The sequence below is a fragment of the Paracoccus jeotgali genome (genome assembly GCF_002865605.1).
GTDB lineage: Bacteria > Pseudomonadota > Alphaproteobacteria > Rhodobacterales > Rhodobacteraceae > Paracoccus > Paracoccus jeotgali.
The window spans coordinates 2800675-2818512 of record NZ_CP025583.1 but is presented as its reverse complement, the minus strand read 5'-3'; the positions used below and the strand labels follow the sequence as shown (position 1 = coordinate 2818512).

Sequence of the window (17838 nt, the reverse complement as noted above, 5' to 3'; positions counted from 1 at the left end):
TTCCGCTTGCGTGGCCGGTGCGTCCGACGGTTCGGCGGCCCGACGCGGGCGAGGTCCATCGCCTGCGCCCGCAGACCGCGCGGGGCTGACCTTCATCCAAGGGGACGACGTTGAGCGAAGCAGCAATCCCTCGGACCGGCCGGCGCGACCTGACATCGGGGTCGATCCCCATCTCGATGATCCTGTTCGCCCTGCCGACGCTGGGATCATCGGCGCTGCAATCGCTGAACGGCTCGATCAACGCCATCTGGGTCGGCCGGTTTCTGGGCGAAGAGGCGCTGGCCGCGACCGCCAACGGCAACATCCTGATGTTCATGCTGATTTCCTTTGTCTTCGGGTTCGGCATGGCCTCCACCATCCTGATCGGACAGGCGGTGGGCCGGCGCGATCCGCACCTCGCCAAGCGCACCATCGGCACCGCCCTTGGCAGCATCATCCCGCTGAGCGTGGTGATCGCCGCCGGTGGCTGGCTGCTGGCGCCGACGCTGCTCGATCTGCTGGGCACGCCGGAATCCGCGGCCGGTCTGGCGCTGACCTATCTGCGGATGATCTTCATCGCCATGCCGGCGACGCTGACCTTCACGCTGCTGATGATGGCGCTGCGCGGGACGGGCGATTCGATGACGCCGCTGTGGTTCATGGTGATGTCGGTGGGGATCGACCTGGTGCTGACGCCGACACTGATCCTGGGGCTTGGCCCCTTCCCCGAATGGGGCATCTTCGGCTCGGCCTTCGCCACGGCGATTGCCAATTTGCTGGCGCTGATCGGGATGGGCACGACGATCTATCTGCGCGGCTCGATCCTGGCGCTGCGCGGGCCAGAGCTGCGCTTTCTGTGGCCCGAGCGCCGGATCCTGATCGCCATGATCACCAAGGGCCTGCCCATCGGCCTGCAGATGATCGTCATCTCATCAGCGGCGCTGACCATGCTGTCCCTGATCAACCGCGAGGGGGTCGAGACGACCGCGGCCTATGGGGCGACCCAGCAACTCTGGACCTATGTCCAGATGCCCGCCATGGCGCTGAGCGCCGCCGCGAGTGCCATGGCGGCCCAGAACATCGGCGCGGGACAGTGGAGCCGGGTGTCGCGGATCACCCGCTGGGGGCTGGTTTTCAACCTGGTGCTGACGGGCGCGCTGATCACGGCGGTGACGGTCTTCGACGAGACGGTGCTGGGCCTGTTTCTCGGCCGCGACAGCGAGGCGGTGCCCATCGGCTCGCGCATCCAGATCCTCGCCAGCTGGGGCTATCTGTTCTTTGGCGTGGCGCAGGTGCTGTTCGGGACCATGCGCGCCAATGGCTATGTCATCGGCCCGCTGATCGTCATGGTGATTTCGATGTATCCGGTCCGCCTCGGTTTCGCGTTCGGGTTCTATCCGATGCTGGGGGCGGATGCCCTGTGGCTGTCCTTCCCGGCCGGCATGGTGGCGACGGCGCTGCTGGGCGCGGGCCTTTACCTGCAGGGCGGCTGGCGCAAGGGCAAGCTTCTGCCCGCCGAAGAGGCCGCGCAGGGCGCCGAGGGCTACCGCGTCCACGGCGGCAGCTGCTCCTCGGGCAGCGACCTCGCCCCGACGACGTTATGGAAGCGGCGCGGGGGGCAGGAGCAGGCGGCTTAGAGGGGCGGCGCTGGTGGGTGTGTGATCTAACGCTCTGCCAGTCTCGGCTGCCTCAGCGGCGCCAGCGTTTCCTGCCTCGCCATGTCTCTTTTCGCCTCTTGCAGCAGCGAAGGCAGATCCGCATCTGCCCTTCTAGCCCGCCGTCACATCCATCCCACCTGCACCAGCAGCGCCATGCCGACCGTCCACAGCGTCAGCGCTGACAGCGAATACAGCCCGTTCCAGCGAAAGCCCACCACCGCGGCGGGGCGTCCGACCAAGGCCCCGGCGTAGACCACCGTTGTCATTAGCGGCGTAAAGCCCATCACGCAGCTCCAGGTTCCGGCGAGAGAGAGGGCTGCGGCCGCGTCGCTCAGCCCCGGCACGTCCAGTTGGGTGACGAGGCCGCCGAGAACCGAGGCGGTGATGATCGGGTTCACCCCTGCCGTGGCGAGCGCGAACATGGTCAGGTTCAGCAGCACGATCATCTGCCAGGGCGCCCCGATCAGTTGGGCGACCAGCGCCTGCACCCGGTCGATGGGCAGCAGCTCCAGCGCCAGCACCGACAAGAGCCCGGCCGAGGCGAAGACGCCGATCTCGGCGGCGGCGAGGGGGAAGCGCCGGACCGTCGCGGCGGTGGCGCGGCGCATGGCGGGCAGCGCGCCGCCCATGCGGCCGCGCCCCAGCCAGCCGGCCCACGCCAAACTATAACCGGGCACTGCGATCAGCAGGGATTGCTGGAATTGCAGCCCCGTCACCGCGTGCAGCCCAAAGACCAGCCCGGCCAGCAGCGCCACATGCAGCACCAGCAGCACGACGCCGCCCGGGTCCGCCGGGGCCTGCGGTTGCTGACCCACCCGCACGCCCGCAGGAATGACCGGCGCGCCCGCCCAGTCCAGAAACCACCCCCAGGCCAGAAACAGCGCCGCCGCCAGCAGGCCCGCCGGGCCGATATCGGCATAGGCCAGCCCCGGCATCGCCAGCAGCAGCGCGTTCAGGCCCAGCCCGATGGGCGACCACAGCGGGGCCAGCGAAAAGCCACGCAAAACGGCGGTGGTGATGCGGCGCAGCCGCCATTCCCGCAGATGCGGGGGCAGATGCGCGCTCGTCTGCTCCAGCGAGCGGCGCGTCATGTCCAGCAGCAGCGCGAAGCCGCCGAGATTGATCAGAACGCCGAAGACATGCCCGCCGAAATTCATCGCCAGATAGCGCCGACCCGGCGGGCGCGTGGTCAGATAGCGCCCGGCGCGTTCGACCTCTGGCGCGCCAGAGGCGACCACCCGCAGCGCCCCCAGCAGCGCCAGCAGCGCCGCCAGAAAAGCCATCCGCTCTAGCCCCCGCGACAGCGTTTCCAGGTCGATACCCTGCAGGATGGCCGCCGCCAGCAGCACGACGCAGAGGCCCACGGTCAGCCAGGTGGCGATGGTGAATTGCCGCCAGCACAGGACCAGAAACACCGCCAGCGCCACCCCGGCGGTCAGCCCAATGGCCGTGACGTGCAGGAAGATGCCCGCGAAGGACGCGAGGATCACGACGATGATGCAGCCCTGCGCAATCAGCGTGCGGATGGATCGCGCAGGCGGGCGAGGCGTCGGCATTCAGACCGGCATCCGCGCCGCAGACCCTTGCCACCGGCCACAGCAGAGGCAGGCCGCAGGGCCGTAAAAGAAAGCGGATGCGCCTTCTGCCAAGGTGAGCACGAATCTACCCCTTACTGCGGAACTTCGCCGACACCCTCGCAAAATTGCGACTGGTCACGCAAGGGGTTCCATTCTTCGGAACACTGTGCCAGCCTTTGGAACTAGAGGGAGAATCATCATGCGCTATTTTACGACAGGAATTTTGACGTTCGGCATGTTCTGCTCGGCGGTTTCGGCCGCGACGGCGACCACGCTGATCTATGGCGAGGCCGGCCCAAATCGCGGCGTGCGCGCCGAGGCGACGCAGTGGTTCGTCGACCAGGTGGCCGACAAGACCAATGGCGACGTCACCATCGACGTGAACTGGGGCGGCGCACTCTTTTCCGAAAAGGTCGCGGTCCAGTCGATCCGTGACGGCGTTGCGGATATGGGCTCGGTCATCGGGGTCTATTTCCCGCAGGACATGGTCGCCTACGGGCTGGCCGACCTGCCGATCCCGAACCCCGACCCCTGGGTCGGGATGCGCGCCACCGATAAGCTGATGCGCGAGAACGAGCAGATCCGCGAAAATCTGGCCAACCAGAACCTGGTCTATGTCGGCACCTATACCACCTCGGCGGTGCAGGTCGGGTGCAAGGGCGCGACCATCGAGTCGCTGGACGACGTCAAGGGCCTGAAGATCCGCGGCGTCGGCGCCTATGGCAAGGTCTTCCACGACCTTGGTGCGACCCCGGTCGACATGTCCGTCTACGAGGCGTTTCAGGGGCTGGACACGGGTCTGATCGACTGCACCCAGACCTATCCCTATCTGGTCGAGGCGCTGAAGTTCGACGAGGTCTTCGACAGCTATACCGAGCTGGATTTCGGCCAGATCGGCGCCCTTGGCATCATGATGAACAAGGACAGCTTCGACGCGCTGACGCCCGAGCAGCAGACCGCCATCATGACCGCGGGCGAGGGGCTGGCCGATGAATTCGCCCGCATCCTGACCGACGCCAACGCCCGCTCTGTCAAGATTCTGGAAGATCAGGGGACTCCGGTCCTGAAGATCTCGGACGAGGATCGCGCGCGTCTGGCCGAAGGCGGCAAGAAATATGTCGGCGAGTGGATCGAGCGCGCCAATGCCGCGGGTCTCGACGGTCAGGGGCTGGTGGATGAATACACCGCGCTGATCGTGGAATACACCAAGCAGCGCGACGAGCAGGGCTACCCCTGGGCGCCCAAGGCCAACTAAGCCCCGCCTGACCTGACAGAAGCGGGCGCGCCGATCCCCACGCGCGCCCGTTTGCCGGCCCGGCCGCCATCGGCCCCGGCCATCCCTTGATCGAACCCGTCCGACCGGACCCGGAGGTGCGACCATGAAGGCCATCGAACGTATCCTGCTTGAATTCGCGGTCGTCTCGACCCTGGCGCTGACGCTGGCGATCAGCGCCAATGTAATCGGCCGCCAGTTCTTCGGCTGGAGCGTGCCCGACATCGTCATCATCGTCCGCGAGTTGATGATCCCGACCATCGTATTCCCGCTGGCGGCGGCCACGGCCAGCCGCGCCCATATCGCCGTGACCTTCGTCACCGACCGCATGTCGCCGCGGATGCGAGGCCGGCTGATCGTGTTCGGCTGGATCATCGCGCTGCTGGCGGTGCTGCCGCTGATCTATGCCAGCTGGCGCAATCTGGCAGGATCGTGGCGGTCGAACGAGTTCTATGACGGGCTTCTGGGCATCCCGCGCTGGCCCATGAAGCTGGCCTTTCTTCTGGGCCTTGTGATCATGACGATCCGGCTGGCGCTGGTCGCGCTGGAAGACGCGCTGGAACTGCGCCGCACCGGGACCGTCACCACCCACACCGAAGAGGAGTCCGTCTGAGATGGATCCAGCAACCATCGGACTTGTCGCCTTCGGAATGGTCATCGTGCTGCTGGCGCTGCGCGTGCCGATCGCCTTTGTGCTGGCCGGCGTGGCGACCGTGGGCACCTTTCTGATCTATGCCTTCCGCAGCGGCAGCTTTGCCCCGGAACGCGCCATCAACCCGACCTCGTCCATGGTGGTGAACAGCTTTTTCGAGCTGATCCACTCGTACGACCTGTCGATGATCCCGCTGTTCGTGGCGCTGGGCAACATCGCCTATCATACCGGCATCACCACCCGCATCTATGACGCGGCCAATGTCTGGCTGCGCCGGGTGCCGGGGGGCGTCAGCGTCGCCTCGCTGATGGGCTGCGCCGGGTTCTCGGCGATTTCCGGGTCGTCCATCGCCTGCGCCTCGACCATGGGGCGGATCTGCGTGCCGGAGATGCTGCGGCTGGGCTATAACCCGCGGCTGGCCACGGCCTCGGTCGCGGCGGGGGGCACGCTGGGGTCGCTGATCCCGCCCTCGGTGCTGTTCATCCTGTATGGCATCTTTACCGAGACCTCGATCAGCAAGCTGTTTCTGGCTGGCATCCTGCCGGGGCTGCTGACGCTGGGGGGCTATGTCATCGTCGTCTTCTGGTGGGTGTCGCGCGACCCGTCCGCGGCGCCGGTGGACCCGACGCCGCTGGTCCGGGGGGCGCGGCTGCGGGCCGCCATCTCGGCATGGCCCGCGCTGGTGCTGTTCACCGTCATCATCGGCGGCATCTATGGCGGCATCTTCACCGCGACCGAGGCAGCGGCGGTCAGCGTCCTACTGACCATCCTGATCGGCTTCGCCGAACGCTCGCTGAGCCTGCGCTCGATGTGGGTCGCGATCCGCGAAAGCCTCATCCAGACCGCCGCCATCTTCCTGATCGCCGCCTGCGCCAAGATCTTCGTGTCCTTCGTCGCGCTGACCGGGGCGGCGGGCATGGTGTCGCAATGGGTGGCCGATGCCGGGCTGTCGCCGCTGCTGCTGATGGTGGCGATCTCGGTTCTGTATATCTTCCTCGGCATGTTCCTCGACCCGGTGGGCATCATCGTGCTGACCTTGCCCTTCGTGATCCCGATGGTCGACAATCTGGGGATGGACCTGATCTGGTTCGGGGTGATCGTGGTCAAGCTGCTGGAGATCGGGTTGATCACGCCGCCTGTGGGCCTGAACGTCTTTGTCATCGGCAACGTCACCGGGCGCGACATCACCGTGGATCAGATCTTTGCCGGGGTGATGCGCTTTCTGGCGATGGATATCGTAGTGCTGGCCATTCTGATCCTGGTGCCCGCCATCTCGACCCTGATCCCGAACGGCTTGTGAGGCAGGCAATGACCGAGCAGAACGATCCCCGCTTTGCGACCACCCTGGCCCGGGGGCTGTCGGTTCTGCGCGCCTTCCGCGTCACCGATGACGGGTTGAGCAATGCCGAGATCGCGCAGCGCACGGGGCTGCCGAAATCGACCGTCTCGCGGCTGACCTTCACCCTGCGCGAGCTGGGCTATCTGGTCCAGTCGCCCCGCGACGACCGCTTTCGGCCGGGGCCGACGCTGGTCGCGGTCGGCCATGTCGCGGCGGCCTCGCTGTCCTTCCTGGTGCCGGCGCATGAGCTGATGCAGGATCTGGCCGACGACACCGGGACGCTGGTCGTGCTGGCGGTGCGCGACGCCGACAAGCTGGTGCTGATCCGCACTTGGCGGCCGCGGCGCGTGGCCTCGATCTGGCTCGAGGTCGGGCAGCGGATTCCCTTGCAGCCCTTTTCGTCCTGGCGCGCCTTCATCGCCGCGACCAGCCCGGCCGAGATCGACCGCATCGCCGACGAGCTTCTGCCGGACGCGCAGGCGCTGCACGCGATGATGGACCACCGGCCGCAGGCGCATAACGAACTGGCGCAGCGCGGCTTTGTCTCGACCCCCGCCGGCGGCTGGACCTCGGCCGCGTATAACGCCGTCTCGGTGCCCTTCCGCAGCAGCAATCTGGCCGAGCCGGTGGTGTTTACCTGCGGCGCGCTGCCACGCGAGGCGCCGATCGAGCGGATGGAGAGCGAGGTCGGGCCGCAGCTCGCCACCGCCGTCCGCACCCTGGAACGCTTGACAGGACAGGCCCCCGGCCTGATCCGCACGGAGGCCTGACCATGGCTGAACAGACCCCCGTCACCTATCGCCGCGAGGGCGAGATCGCCTTTATCGAGGTCGACAACCCGCCCGTCAACGCGCTGTCCGCGGCCGTCCGGCAAGGGCTGGCCGAGGCCATCGACCGCCTGTCCCAAGACCCCGAGGCGCGGATCGCGGTGCTGTTCTGCGCCGGCCGGACCTTCATCGCCGGGGCCGATATCTCGGAATTCGGCAAGCCGCCGGTGCCGCCCGGCCTGCCCGATGTCGTCGCCGCCATCGAGGCTTCGGACAAGCCGGTGGTCGCGGCGCTGCACGGCACGGTTCTGGGCGGCGGGCTCGAGGTCGCCTTGGGCGCCCATTACCGCGTCGCGGTGCCGGGCACGCGGATGGGCCTGCCCGAAGTCACGCTGGGCCTGCTGCCCGGCGCCGGTGGCACGCAGCGGCTGCCGCGCGTCGTCGGGGTCGAGGCGGCCATCGAGCTTGTTACCTCTGGCCGTCAGATCGGCGCCGACCGCGCGCTGGAACTGGGGCTGATCGACACCCTGGCCGACGAGACCGCCCCCGTTAAGGCGGGCGCGGCCGAGGCGCGGCGGCTGCTGGATCAGGGCGCGGGGCCGCGCCGTCTGGCCGACGCCGACGCCCCCACGGTGGACGCGGCGGCGGTCGAGGAGGCGCGCCGCAAGCTGGCGAAATCCGCGCGCGGGCAGGTCGCCCCGATGCGCGCGCTGGACACCATCGTCGAAGGTCTGGCGCTGCCCTTTGCCGAAGGCATGGCGCTGGAACGCCGCGCCTTCACCGAGCTGATGCAGACGCCCGAGCGCGCGGCCCTGATCCACGCCTTTTTCGCCGAACGCCGCGCCGCGCAGCAGGACGACCTGAAGGGCGTCAGCCCGCGCCGTCTGGACCGCGTCGGCATCATCGGCGGCGGCACCATGGGCCAAGGCATCGCGGCGGCGGCGCTGAGTGCAGGGCTGGACGTGACGCTGGTCGAACGGGATGCGGCCTCGGCCGACAAGGCCGCCGCTGGCATCGGCCGGATGCTGGACGGCGCCGTCAAGCGCGGCAAGCTGGCGGCCGAGGCACGCGAACGGATGCTGTCGCAGGCCTTCCGCGCCGTCGCAAGCTATGACCCGCTGGCGCAGGTCGATCTGGTGATCGAGGCGGTGTTCGAGGATCTGGACGTCAAGCGCGAGGTGTTCCGCACCCTCGACGGCATCTGCCGTCCCGGCGCGGTGCTCGCGACGAATACCTCGTATCTGGACGTGAACCTGATCGCGCAGGCGACCGCGCGCCCGCAGGACGTGATCGGGCTGCATTTCTTCTCGCCCGCCAATGTGATGCGGCTGCTGGAGATCGTGGTGGCCGACGACACCGCCCCCGACGTGGTGGCGACGGCCTTTGCGCTGGCCAAGCGGATGGGCAAGATCGGCGTGCGCTCTGGCGTGTGCGACGGCTTCATCGGCAACCGGATGATGCTGGCCTATCGCACCGCGGCCGATCACATGGTGCTGGACGGCGCCTCGCCTTATCAGGTGGATCAGGCGATTGTCGGCTTCGGCTTTCCGATGGGCCCCTATCAGGTCGGCGATCTGGCCGGGCTGGACATCGGCTATGCCACCCGCCAGCGCAAGGCGCCGACCCGCGACCCACGCGAGCGGGTGCCAGTCTTTGCCGACCGTCTGGTCGAGGCCGGCCGTCTGGGCCGCAAGACCGGGCGCGGCTATTACACCTATGACGACCAGTCCCCGCAGGGCCGCCCCGACCCCGAGATGGAGGCGACGCTGGACGACATCCGCCGCGAGCAGGGGATCACCCCGCGCAGCTTCACGCCCGAGGAGATCCAGACCCGCTACATGGCGGCGATGGTGAACGAAGGCGCCAGGATCCTGGACGAAGGCATCGCCGCCCGCGCCTCGGATATCGACGTGGTGCTGCTGCATGGCTACGGCTTTCCGCGCTGGAAGGGCGGGCCGATGCACTGGGCCGACGCGCAGGGGCTGGACCCCATTCGCGCCGACATCGCCCGCTTTGCCGCCGAAGACCCCTATTTCTGGCAAATCTCGCCGCTGCTGGACCGGCTTGCGGATCAGGGCGGGACATTTGCCGACGCCAACACTGGAAAGGACGCGACATGAAAGACGCCGTCATCGTCTCGACCGCCCGCACGGGCATCGGAAAAGCCGGCCGGGGCAGCCTGAACCTGACCCATGGCGCGACCATGGGCGGCCGCGTCGCCTCGGTCGCGGTGGAACGGGCGGGCATCGACCCGGCGCTGATCGAGGACAGCATCTGGGGCTGCGGCTATCCGGAATACGTCACAGGCGGCAACATCGCCCGCCAGATCGTCATCCGTGCGGGCCTGCCGGTCAGCATCGCGGGAGCCACCGTCAACCGCTTCTGCGCCTCGGGGCTGCAGGCGCTGGCGATGGGCGCGCATATGGTGCAGGTCGAGGGCGCGCAGGCGATCCTGACCGGCGGCGTCGAATCGATCAGCCTGGTGCAGCCGCCGCCCCGCCATTCGCGCGAGGCCTGGATCGAGGCGCACAAGCCCGACCTCTATCTGCCGATGATCGACACCGCCGACATCGTCGCCGAACGCTATGGCGTCAGCCGCGAGGCGCAGGACGAATACGCGCTGCGCTCGCAACAGCGCATCGCCGCCGCCCAGCAGGCGGGGCTGTTCGCGGACGAGATCATCCCCATCGACGTGACCCGCGCCGTGCTGGACAAGGCCACGGGCGAGACCCGGAATGAGGACGTCACCTTCACCATGGACGAATGCAACCGGCCCTCGACCACGCTCGAGGCGCTGGCCGCGCTGAAGCCGGTCAAGGGCGAGGACCGCTTCGTCACCGCCGGCAACGCCTCGCAACTGTCCGACGGCGCGGCGGCGCTGGTGGTCATGGAGGGCGATCTGGCGGTGCGCGAGGGGCTGACCCCGCTGGGTGCGTTCCGCGGCTTTGCCGTCGCCGGCTGCGAGCCGGACGAGATGGGCATCGGCCCGGTCTTCGCCGTGCCGCGCCTGCTGGAACGCGCCGGGCTGACGGTCGAGGACATCGACCTGTGGGAGCTGAACGAGGCCTTCGCCAGCCAGGCGCTGTATTGCCGCGACAGGCTGGGGATCGACCCGGACCGCTTCAACGTGAATGGCGGCTCGATCGCCATCGGCCACCCCTTCGGCATGACCGGCGCGCGCATGGCGGGCCACATCCTGCTGGAAGGCCGTCGGCGTGGCGCGAAATGGGGCGTCGTCACCATGTGCATCGGCGGCGGCCAGGGCGCTGCCGGCCTGATCGAGATTTTCTGAAGGGAACCACCATGGACATGAGCTTTTCGCCCGACGACCAGACCTTTCGCGCCGAGGTCCGCCAGTTCCTTCAGGACCGCTTGCCCGAGCGGCTGTCGGAAAAGGTCCGGCTGCAGCAGGAACTGACCAAGGCCGAGATCGAGGAATGGCACGCCGTTCTGAACGAAAAGGGCTGGCTGGCCGGGAACTGGCCGCGCGAATTCGGCGGCGCCGGCTGGACCGCAATCCAGCGCCACATCTTTGACGAGGAAAGCGCGCTGGCCAGCGCCCCGCGCGTCCTGCCCTTCGGCATCGCCATGCTGGGGCCGGTGTTGCAGAAATTCGGCAGCAAGGAACAGCAGGACCGCTTTCTGCCGCGCATCCTGAACGGGCAGGACTGGTGGTGTCAGGGCTATTCCGAACCCGGCGCGGGATCGGACCTCGCCTCGGTCAAGACAACGGCGGTGCGCGACGGCGACGACTATGTCGTCAACGGCCAGAAGACATGGACCACGCTGGGCCAGCACGCGAACTGGATCTTCTGCCTGGTGCGGACCGATCCCACCGCCAAGGCGCAAGAGGGGATCAGCTTTCTGCTGATCGACATGACCAGCCCCGGCATCACTGTGCGCCCCATCGTGCTGCTGGACGGCACGCCAGAGGTGAACGAGGTCTTTTTCGACGATGTCCGGGTGCCGGCGGAAAACCTTGTGGGCGAGGAAAACAAGGGCTGGACCTACGCCAAATATCTGCTGACGCATGAGCGGACGAATATCGCCGGCGTGGGCTTCGCCACGGCGGGCCTCGCGGCGCTGAAGCGCATCGCGCGGGCGCAGCAGGCGCATGGCAAGCCGCTGATCGAGAACCCGCTATTCGCCGCGCGTCTGGCCGAGATCGAGATCGACCTGATGGCCATGGCGACCACTAACCTGCGGATGCTGGCGCAGGCGGCGGCCGGGCAGGTGCCGGGGGCGGAAAGCTCGATGCTGAAGCTGAAGGGCACCCAGATCCGGCAGGCGATCAACGACCTGACCCGCCGCGCAGTCGGCCCCTGGGCGCTGGCCTTTCCGTCCGAGGCGGTCGAGGGCGCGAATGACGACCTGCCCCCCGGCCCGCCCGAGGCGGCAGCCGCGACCCGCGCCTATCTGAACAACCGCAAGCTGTCGATCTATGGCGGCTCGAACGAAATTCAGCGGGGGATCATCGCGAAATCCCTGCTGGGCCTTTAAGGGGAGAAAAGCGTCATGGATTTCGGCTTCACCGACGAACAGACCATGCTGGGCGAAAGCCTCGCCCGCACGCTGGAGCGCGGCGGGGACGCCGCCGCCCTGTCCGAACTGGGCGCGGGCCTGGCCCTGATGACCGAAGAGGCGGGCGGCTTTGGCGGCACCGGGCGGGACATCCTGATGGTGTTCCGCACCCTTGGCCGCGCCGCCGCCGTCACACAGCTGCTGGACAGCGTGGTGCTGGGCGCAGGCATCCTGTCCGCCGCGGGCGAGGCTGATCTGGCCGAGGCCGCCGCCAGTGGCGAGGCCCGCATCGCCGTGGCGCTGGACGAGCCGGGCCAGCGCTATGACGGCAAGGTGTCCACCCGCGCCGAGGGCGAGCGGCTGACCGGCGAGAAGTCGCTGGTGCCGGGGGCCGAGGATGCGACGCATTTGATCGTCAAGACCACCGACGGGCTGTGGCTGGTCGAGGCCGGGGCCGAAGGGCTGGGCCTGCGCGGCTATGCCCTGATGGATGGCGGCCGCGCGGCCGAGGTCACGCTAAGGGATACCCCCGCCCGCCGGATCGGCGATGCCGCGCTGCTGGACCGGCCGCTGGCGGCGGCGATCCTTGCGGTCTGCGCCGACGCGCTGGGGGCGATGGAAAAGGCGGTCGAGCTGACCACCGACTACCTCAAGACCCGCAAGCAGTTCGGCCGGCCGATCGGCTCGTTCCAGGCGCTCCAGCACCGCATGGCCGATTTGCTGACCGAGGTCGAGCAGGCGCGTTCGGCGGTGTGGAACCTGGCCGGGAACCTCGACACCGCCGACCGCGACCGCCATGTCGCGGCGACGAAATCGCTGCTGGGCCGCGTCGCGCTGTATGTGGCCGAGGAAACCATTCAGCTGCATGGCGGCATCGGCATGACCGAGGAATACGAGCTGGCCCCCCTCGCCCGCCGCCTGCTGGCCGCCGATGCGCGGTTCGGCGACAGCGACCATCACCTCGAACGCTTCATCGCGGCCAGCGCGGCATGAGCGACAGCGGCATCATTCAGGGCGAGACCGGCGCGCAGCGTATGGTCGGCTATGTGCTCGACGTGGGCCAGCCCGACCGCCGCGCCCGCTGCCGGCTGGTCCTGGACGAGCGCCACACCAACCGCCACGGCGTGCTGCATGGCGGGATCGCGGGGATGCTGCTGGACAGCGCGGCGGGCGCCACCGCCAGCCTGACCGTCGATGACAGCGGCCGCCAGCCCTTCCTGACCGTCTCGCTGAACATCGACTTCGTCGGCCCGGCGCGCCATGGCGGCGTCACCGCGGCGGGCCGCGTGGTCGGGGGCGGGCGCAGCCTGCTGTTCGTCTCGGCCGAGCTGGTCCATGACGACGGCACCCTGATCGCCACCGCCAGCGGGATCTTCAAGCGCGTCCCCGCCGCCGCCCAAAGCCGCCCGAAGGACAGCCCATGACCGCCCCGCAGGCCGACGCCCTGACCGAGGATTGCGGCGATCACCTGCGGGTGACGCTGTCGAACCCCGGCCGCCGCAACGCGCTGGCCCCCGCCATGTATGCCCGCCTGCGCGAGGCGCTGGCGCAGGCCGCGGCGCAGGATCGTCTGGGCGCCGTGGTGCTGACCGGGGCCGACGGCTATTTCTGCGCCGGCGGCGACCTGAACGCGCTGGCCACGCGCGCGGCCACGCCCCGGCACGAACGGCGCGCGCGGATCGAGGATCTGCACGACACCATCCGCGCCATCCGCGCCTGCCCGCGCCCCGTCATCGCCGCCGTCGAAGGCGGTGCGGCCGGGGCGGGGCTGTCGATGGCGCTGGCCTGCGACCTGCTGGTCGCGGCCGAGGATGCCAGCTTTGCCGCCGCCTATGTCCGCGTCGGGCTGGTGCCCGATGGCGGGTTGACCTCCTCGCTGGCGCGCAGGGTGCCAGCGGGCTTTGCCGCCCGCATGTGCCTGACCGGCGACCCGGTCCCCGCCGCGACCCTTGCGGCCATGGGCGTCGTGACCGATCTCGTCGCGCCGGGGCAGGCGCTGGCCCATGCCGCCGCCTTGGCCGCGCGCATGGCGCAGGGCCCGGCCGCGGCCCAGGGCGCGATCAAGCAGCTACTCGCCGCCGCCCGCGAGGGCGATTTCGACTCTCAACTGGACCGCGAGGCCGAGGCCATGGCCGATGCGCTGGCCGCCCCCGAGGCCGCCGCCGGCCTGACCGCCCGCCTGAACCGCACCACGCCCGATTTCGGCCGCGGCAGCTCTGGCGCCGACAAGAAGGAACCCCGCCCATGACCCTGACCCGCGTGCACGACCTGCTCGACATCCAGCGCCGCACCCGCCCCGATGCGCCCGCGCTGCGCGATGAGGCCGGCAGCACCTATAGCTATGCAGAACTGGCCGACGCCGTGGAGGTGCTGACCACGGAACTGCAGGCGCGCGACCTGCGCCCCGGCGACCGGCTGCTGATCCTGGCCGAAAACTGTGCCGCGCTGGTCGGTCTGCTGATGGCGACGTCGCGCCTTGATGCGGTGGCCGTGCCGGTCAATGCCCGCATGACCGAACACGAGCTGCACCGCATCGCGGAACATGCCGACCCGCGCCTGACCGTCTATCTGAACCATGTCTCGCCGCAGGCCGGCACCCATGCCGAGATCGCGGGTGCGGCCGGGTGGGACACGCCGCTTGGCAAGCTGTCGATCGCCGGCCCGCACCCGTCCGCCACGCCCGAGCCGGTGGCCGAGGGCGCCGCGCAGACGGCGGTGATCCTCTACACCACCGGCTCGACCGGGACGCCCAAGGGCGTGATGCTCAGCCACGCCAACCTGCTGTTTGGCGGCCAGACCTCGGCCCGGATGCGCGAGATCACCTCGGACGACCTGATCCTGGGCGTGCTGCCGATGACTCATGTCTTCGGCCTGACCTCGATGATGATCGCCAGCACCGTCGCGGGTGCCGAGCTGTGGCTGTTCCCGCGCTTCTCGGCCCCGGCCGTCGTCGAGGCCCTGCAATCCGGCGTCAGCGTCCTGCCGGCGGTCCCGCAGATGCACGCGCTGATCATGGACGAGGTCAGCAAAAGCGGCAGAGGCCGCCTGCCGCCGGGGCGGCTGCGCTATGTCTCTTCGGGCGCGGCGCCGCTGGACCCCGACTGGAAGCGGCGGGCCGAGGCGTTCTACGGCGTGGCGCTGCAGAACGGCTATGGCCTGACCGAGACGACCGCAGGCGTCACGCTGACCACCAACCCGCCCGGCGTGCCCGATGTCAGCGTGGGCCCCGCCCTGCCCGGCGTCGATCTGCGCCTGCGCAATGTCGGCGCCGATGGCGTGGGCGAGATCCAGACCCGCGGGCCGCATGTCATGCCCGGCTATTTCCGCAACCCCGAAGCCACCGCCGCAGCCTTCGATGCCGAGGGCTTCCTGTGCACCGGCGATCTGGGCCGCATCGACAGCGACGGCAATCTGCACATCGCCGGCCGCTCGCGCGAGCTGATCATCCGGGGCGGCTTCAACGTCTATCCGCCCGAGGTCGAGGCCGCGCTGAACGACCACCCCCGCGTCATCCAGACCGCCGTGATCGGCCGCAAGACCGAAGGCGGCAATGAGGAAGTACTCGCCTTCTGCCAGACCGACGACTCCGCTGCGGTCAGCGAAAAGGAGTTGCTGGAGCATGTGGCGGCACGGCTGTCCCCCTACAAGCGGCCCACGCGCATCATCGTGACGACCTCGCTGCCGACCTCGCCCAATGGCAAGATCTTCAAGCAGAAGCTGGTGGACACGTTTCAGGAGGCGCTGGACAGCAAACACGAAGGGTGAGCGGGGGTGCCGGACACCGCGCCGCACCGTCTGCGTCACGGCCCTGTCGCCACTCACCGTCCCAGCCACGCCGCAGACCGTTGACGGCCCCCATTTGTCCCCTCTGACACCATATCTCACGCCGGGGCCGCGCCCCATGACCATTGAAAGGACCGCCGCCATGGCTCTGAAACCGAAAGACGCGCCGGATCTGGGCCGTTTCGACTGGGAAGACCCGTTCCGCCTGAACGACCAGCTGACCGAGGACGAGCGCGCCATCCGCGACGCCGCCCGCGCCTATGCGCAGGACCGGCTGCAGCCGCGCATCATCGACGCCTATCGCGACGCCTCGACCGACCCCGAGATCTTCCGCGAGATGGGCGAGATGGGCCTGCTGGGCGTCACCGTGCCGGAGGAATTCGGCGGCATCGGCGCGTCCTATGTGGCCTACGGCCTGGTCGCGCGCGAGGTCGAGCGGGTGGATAGCGGCTATCGCTCGATGATGTCGGTGCAGTCCTCGCTGGTGATGTATCCGATCTTTGCCTATGGCTCGGACGAACAGCGCCGGAAATACCTGCCCAAGCTGGCCAGCGGCGAATATATCGGCTGCTTCGGGCTGACCGAACCCGATGCCGGCTCGGACCCGGCGGGCATGAAGACGCGGGCGAAGAAGACCGAGGGCGGCTATGTGCTGAACGGGTCGAAGATGTGGATCTCGAACTCGCCCATCGCCGATGTCTTCGTGGTCTGGGCCAAGTCCGAGGCCCATGGCGGCAAGATCCGCGGCTTTGTGCTCGACAAGGGGATGCCGGGGCTGTCGGCGCCCAAGATCGGCGGCAAGCTGTCGCTGCGCGCCTCGATCACCGGCGAGATCGTCATGGACAATGTCGAGGTGGGCGAGGACGCGCTGCTGCCCGGCGTCGAGGGGCTGAAGGGCCCGTTCGGCTGTCTGAACCGCGCCCGCTATGGCATCAGCTGGGGCGTGCTGGGCGCGGCCGAGTTCTGCCTGCACGCCGCGCGCCAATACGGGCTGGACCGCCACCAGTTCGGCAAGCCGCTGGCCCAGACCCAGCTGCAGCAGCTGAAGCTGGCCAACATGATGACCGAGATCGCGCTGGGGATGCAGGCCAGCCTGCGCGTCGGCCGGCTGATGGACGAGGCCCAGGCCGCGCCCGAGATGATCTCGATCGTCAAGCGCAACAATTGCGGCAAGGCGCTGGACATCGCGCGGATGGCCCGCGACATGCATGGCGGCAACGGGATTTCCGAGGAGTTCCAGGTCATGCGCCACATGGTGAACCTGGAAACGGTGAACACCTATGAAGGCACCCACGACGTCCACGCCCTGATCCTGGGCCGGGCGATCACCGGGCTGCAGGCGTTCTTCTGACGGCATTCGGCGCCGGGGGGTGATCCTCCGGCGCCCGCTACTAGACCCGGCCGGTGCGGATAGACGCAGACACCTGCTCGCCAGCCTGTCGCGGGCGGCATCGCCCCCGCGTCACCCCGGCTCTCGCACCGCGCCGGCCTCGGCCGAGGGCGCGTCAGCGGCAGCAGCACCCTCTGACCCCTGCCGCATCGACCGCTCCAGATGGCGTCCGGTTTCCTGATAATGCGTCTTCAGCAACTCCAGCGCGCGGGGGGCGTCGCGGGCGATGGCGGTTTCGGCCAGCAGCCGATGCTCGGCCTGCAGGTCGCGCTGGCTGCCATCGGCGGCGGTGCCGGTCAGCGCGGTGTGGCGATAGCGTTCCGACGCGACATAAAGCTTGGCCGAGAAATCCAGCAGCCATTCCGACCGGCAGGCTGCGATCAGCGCGCGGTGGAAACTGCGGTGCCGGTCCTCGAGCTTCTGCCGCCCCTCGGGCGAGGCTTCCCGCTGATCGGCCAGACGCCGCGCCTGCAGCAAAAGCGCGTGCATGGTCGAGACCACCCCGCTTTCCCACGCATCGTCGCCATGCTGCATCGACAGCGCCAGCGCCCGGGATTCGATATGGATCCGCGTCTCGATCACGTCCCACATCTGCTCGAGCGATACCGGCGCGACGGTGAAACCGCGCAGCGGGACGGCGACCACGATCCGCTCGGACTGTAGCCGGTTCAGGGCCTCGCGCAGGGGCGAGTAGCCGATGCCATAGCGAGCCTTCAGCGCGTCCAGCCGCAGGGGATGGTCCGGCAGCAAGGTGCCGTTGACGACGTCCTGGCGGATGCGCGCATAGGCGCTGTCGGCAAGTGTCATGCGGTTGCCCCAAGGTTTTGCAGCCACGCTGCCAGTTCCACGACACTATCGCAAGAGCCGCGGATTTTCGCAAATATTTCTTTCTTTCGCAC

At 68.7% G+C, this 17838-nt stretch carries 15 protein-coding genes; 13 read left to right on the top strand and 2 right to left on the bottom strand.

Annotation, left to right across the window (positions count from 1 at the left end; all coding sequences use genetic code 11):
• Positions 1–110: 110 nt before the first annotated feature.
• Positions 111–1616 carry an MATE family efflux transporter gene (locus CYR75_RS13545; RefSeq protein ID WP_225972738.1) on the top strand — a complete coding sequence of 502 codons (1506 nt, stop codon included), beginning with the start codon at positions 111–113 and terminating at the stop codon, positions 1614–1616.
• 143 nt (positions 1617–1759) lie between these two features.
• Here CYR75_RS13545 and CYR75_RS13540 read toward each other — a convergent pair whose 3' ends face one another.
• A complete protein-coding gene (locus tag CYR75_RS13540) occupies positions 1760–3193 on the bottom strand; it encodes a hypothetical protein (RefSeq protein WP_101500524.1) in 1434 nt (477 codons plus the stop codon).
• A 220-nt stretch (positions 3194–3413) separates the two neighbouring features.
• On the opposite strand from CYR75_RS13540, the gene CYR75_RS13535 reads away from it, so the two are divergent.
• The 12 genes from CYR75_RS13535 (at position 3414) to CYR75_RS13480 (ending at position 16900) form a co-directional block, all read left to right on the top strand.
• Positions 3414–4469 (top strand): C4-dicarboxylate TRAP transporter substrate-binding protein, encoded by a 1056-nt coding sequence (locus tag CYR75_RS13535; protein WP_101500523.1) that lies wholly within the window; start codon positions 3414–3416, stop codon positions 4467–4469.
• A 124-nt stretch (positions 4470–4593) separates the two neighbouring features.
• Complete coding sequence (locus tag CYR75_RS13530; protein ID WP_101500522.1) at positions 4594–5100, top strand: TRAP transporter small permease; 507 nt, start codon at positions 4594–4596, stop codon at positions 5098–5100.
• A 1-nt stretch (position 5101) separates the two neighbouring features.
• The gene (locus CYR75_RS13525) at positions 5102–6439 is read left to right on the top strand and encodes a TRAP transporter large permease (protein ID WP_101500521.1); all 1338 of its coding nucleotides are present in this window, start codon (positions 5102–5104) and stop codon (positions 6437–6439) included.
• Positions 6440–6447: 8 nt separating this feature from the next.
• Positions 6448–7248 carry an IclR family transcriptional regulator gene (locus CYR75_RS13520; RefSeq protein ID WP_101500520.1) on the top strand — a complete coding sequence of 267 codons (801 nt, stop codon included), beginning with the start codon at positions 6448–6450 and terminating at the stop codon, positions 7246–7248.
• Between the two features lie 2 nt (positions 7249–7250).
• Complete coding sequence (locus CYR75_RS13515) at positions 7251–9365, top strand: 3-hydroxyacyl-CoA dehydrogenase NAD-binding domain-containing protein (protein ID WP_101500519.1); 2115 nt, start codon at positions 7251–7253, stop codon at positions 9363–9365.
• On the top strand, positions 9362–10537 hold the full coding sequence (locus CYR75_RS13510; protein ID WP_101500518.1) for an acetyl-CoA C-acyltransferase: 1176 nt from the start codon (positions 9362–9364) through the stop codon (positions 10535–10537). The genes CYR75_RS13515 and CYR75_RS13510 overlap by 4 nt, the downstream gene beginning before the upstream one ends.
• A gap of 11 nt (positions 10538–10548) precedes the next feature.
• Complete coding sequence (locus CYR75_RS13505; protein ID WP_101500517.1) at positions 10549–11745, top strand: acyl-CoA dehydrogenase family protein; 1197 nt, start codon at positions 10549–10551, stop codon at positions 11743–11745.
• 15 nt (positions 11746–11760) lie between these two features.
• Positions 11761–12759 (top strand): acyl-CoA dehydrogenase family protein, encoded by a 999-nt coding sequence (locus CYR75_RS13500; RefSeq protein ID WP_101500516.1) that lies wholly within the window; start codon positions 11761–11763, stop codon positions 12757–12759.
• Complete coding sequence (locus CYR75_RS13495; RefSeq protein WP_101500515.1) at positions 12756–13190, top strand: PaaI family thioesterase; 435 nt, start codon at positions 12756–12758, stop codon at positions 13188–13190. Before CYR75_RS13500 ends, CYR75_RS13495 begins: the two co-directional genes overlap by 4 nt.
• Entirely contained in the window at positions 13187–14014 is an 828-nt protein-coding gene (locus tag CYR75_RS13490) for an oxepin-CoA hydrolase, alternative type (protein ID WP_101500514.1), read from the top strand. Before CYR75_RS13495 ends, CYR75_RS13490 begins: the two co-directional genes overlap by 4 nt.
• Positions 14011–15531 carry a class I adenylate-forming enzyme family protein gene (locus tag CYR75_RS13485; protein WP_101500513.1) on the top strand — a complete coding sequence of 507 codons (1521 nt, stop codon included), beginning with the start codon at positions 14011–14013 and terminating at the stop codon, positions 15529–15531. The genes CYR75_RS13490 and CYR75_RS13485 overlap by 4 nt, the downstream gene beginning before the upstream one ends.
• A 160-nt stretch (positions 15532–15691) precedes the next feature.
• Entirely contained in the window at positions 15692–16900 is a 1209-nt protein-coding gene (locus tag CYR75_RS13480) for an acyl-CoA dehydrogenase (RefSeq protein ID WP_101500179.1), read from the top strand.
• A gap of 111 nt (positions 16901–17011) precedes the next feature.
• Here CYR75_RS13480 and CYR75_RS13475 read toward each other — a convergent pair whose 3' ends face one another.
• A complete protein-coding gene (locus CYR75_RS13475) occupies positions 17012–17746 on the bottom strand; it encodes a GntR family transcriptional regulator (protein ID WP_101500512.1) in 735 nt (244 codons plus the stop codon).
• Positions 17747–17838 lie beyond the last annotated feature (92 nt).

Excerpts from the sequence above, each read along its gene's own strand:
- CYR75_RS13475 (WP_101500512.1), bottom strand. The coding sequence starts at position 17,746 with ATGACACTTGCCGACAGCGCCTATGCGCGCATCCGCCAGGACGTCGTC.
- CYR75_RS13495 (WP_101500515.1), top strand. The coding sequence starts at position 12,756 with ATGAGCGACAGCGGCATCATTCAGGGCGAGACCGGCGCGCAGCGTATG.
- CYR75_RS13510 (WP_101500518.1), top strand. The coding sequence starts at position 9,362 with ATGAAAGACGCCGTCATCGTCTCGACCGCCCGCACGGGCATCGGAAAA.
- CYR75_RS13505 (WP_101500517.1), top strand. The coding sequence starts at position 10,549 with ATGGACATGAGCTTTTCGCCCGACGACCAGACCTTTCGCGCCGAGGTC.
- CYR75_RS13485 (WP_101500513.1), top strand. The coding sequence starts at position 14,011 with ATGACCCTGACCCGCGTGCACGACCTGCTCGACATCCAGCGCCGCACC.
- CYR75_RS13525 (WP_101500521.1), top strand. The coding sequence starts at position 5,102 with ATGGATCCAGCAACCATCGGACTTGTCGCCTTCGGAATGGTCATCGTG.
- CYR75_RS13500 (WP_101500516.1), top strand. The coding sequence starts at position 11,761 with ATGGATTTCGGCTTCACCGACGAACAGACCATGCTGGGCGAAAGCCTC.
- CYR75_RS13540 (WP_101500524.1), bottom strand. The coding sequence starts at position 3,193 with ATGCCGACGCCTCGCCCGCCTGCGCGATCCATCCGCACGCTGATTGCG.
- CYR75_RS13530 (WP_101500522.1), top strand. The coding sequence starts at position 4,594 with ATGAAGGCCATCGAACGTATCCTGCTTGAATTCGCGGTCGTCTCGACC.
- CYR75_RS13490 (WP_101500514.1), top strand. The coding sequence starts at position 13,187 with ATGACCGCCCCGCAGGCCGACGCCCTGACCGAGGATTGCGGCGATCAC.
- CYR75_RS13520 (WP_101500520.1), top strand. The coding sequence starts at position 6,448 with ATGACCGAGCAGAACGATCCCCGCTTTGCGACCACCCTGGCCCGGGGG.
- CYR75_RS13515 (WP_101500519.1), top strand. The coding sequence starts at position 7,251 with ATGGCTGAACAGACCCCCGTCACCTATCGCCGCGAGGGCGAGATCGCC.
- CYR75_RS13535 (WP_101500523.1), top strand. The coding sequence starts at position 3,414 with ATGCGCTATTTTACGACAGGAATTTTGACGTTCGGCATGTTCTGCTCG.
- CYR75_RS13480 (WP_101500179.1), top strand. The coding sequence starts at position 15,692 with ATGGCTCTGAAACCGAAAGACGCGCCGGATCTGGGCCGTTTCGACTGG.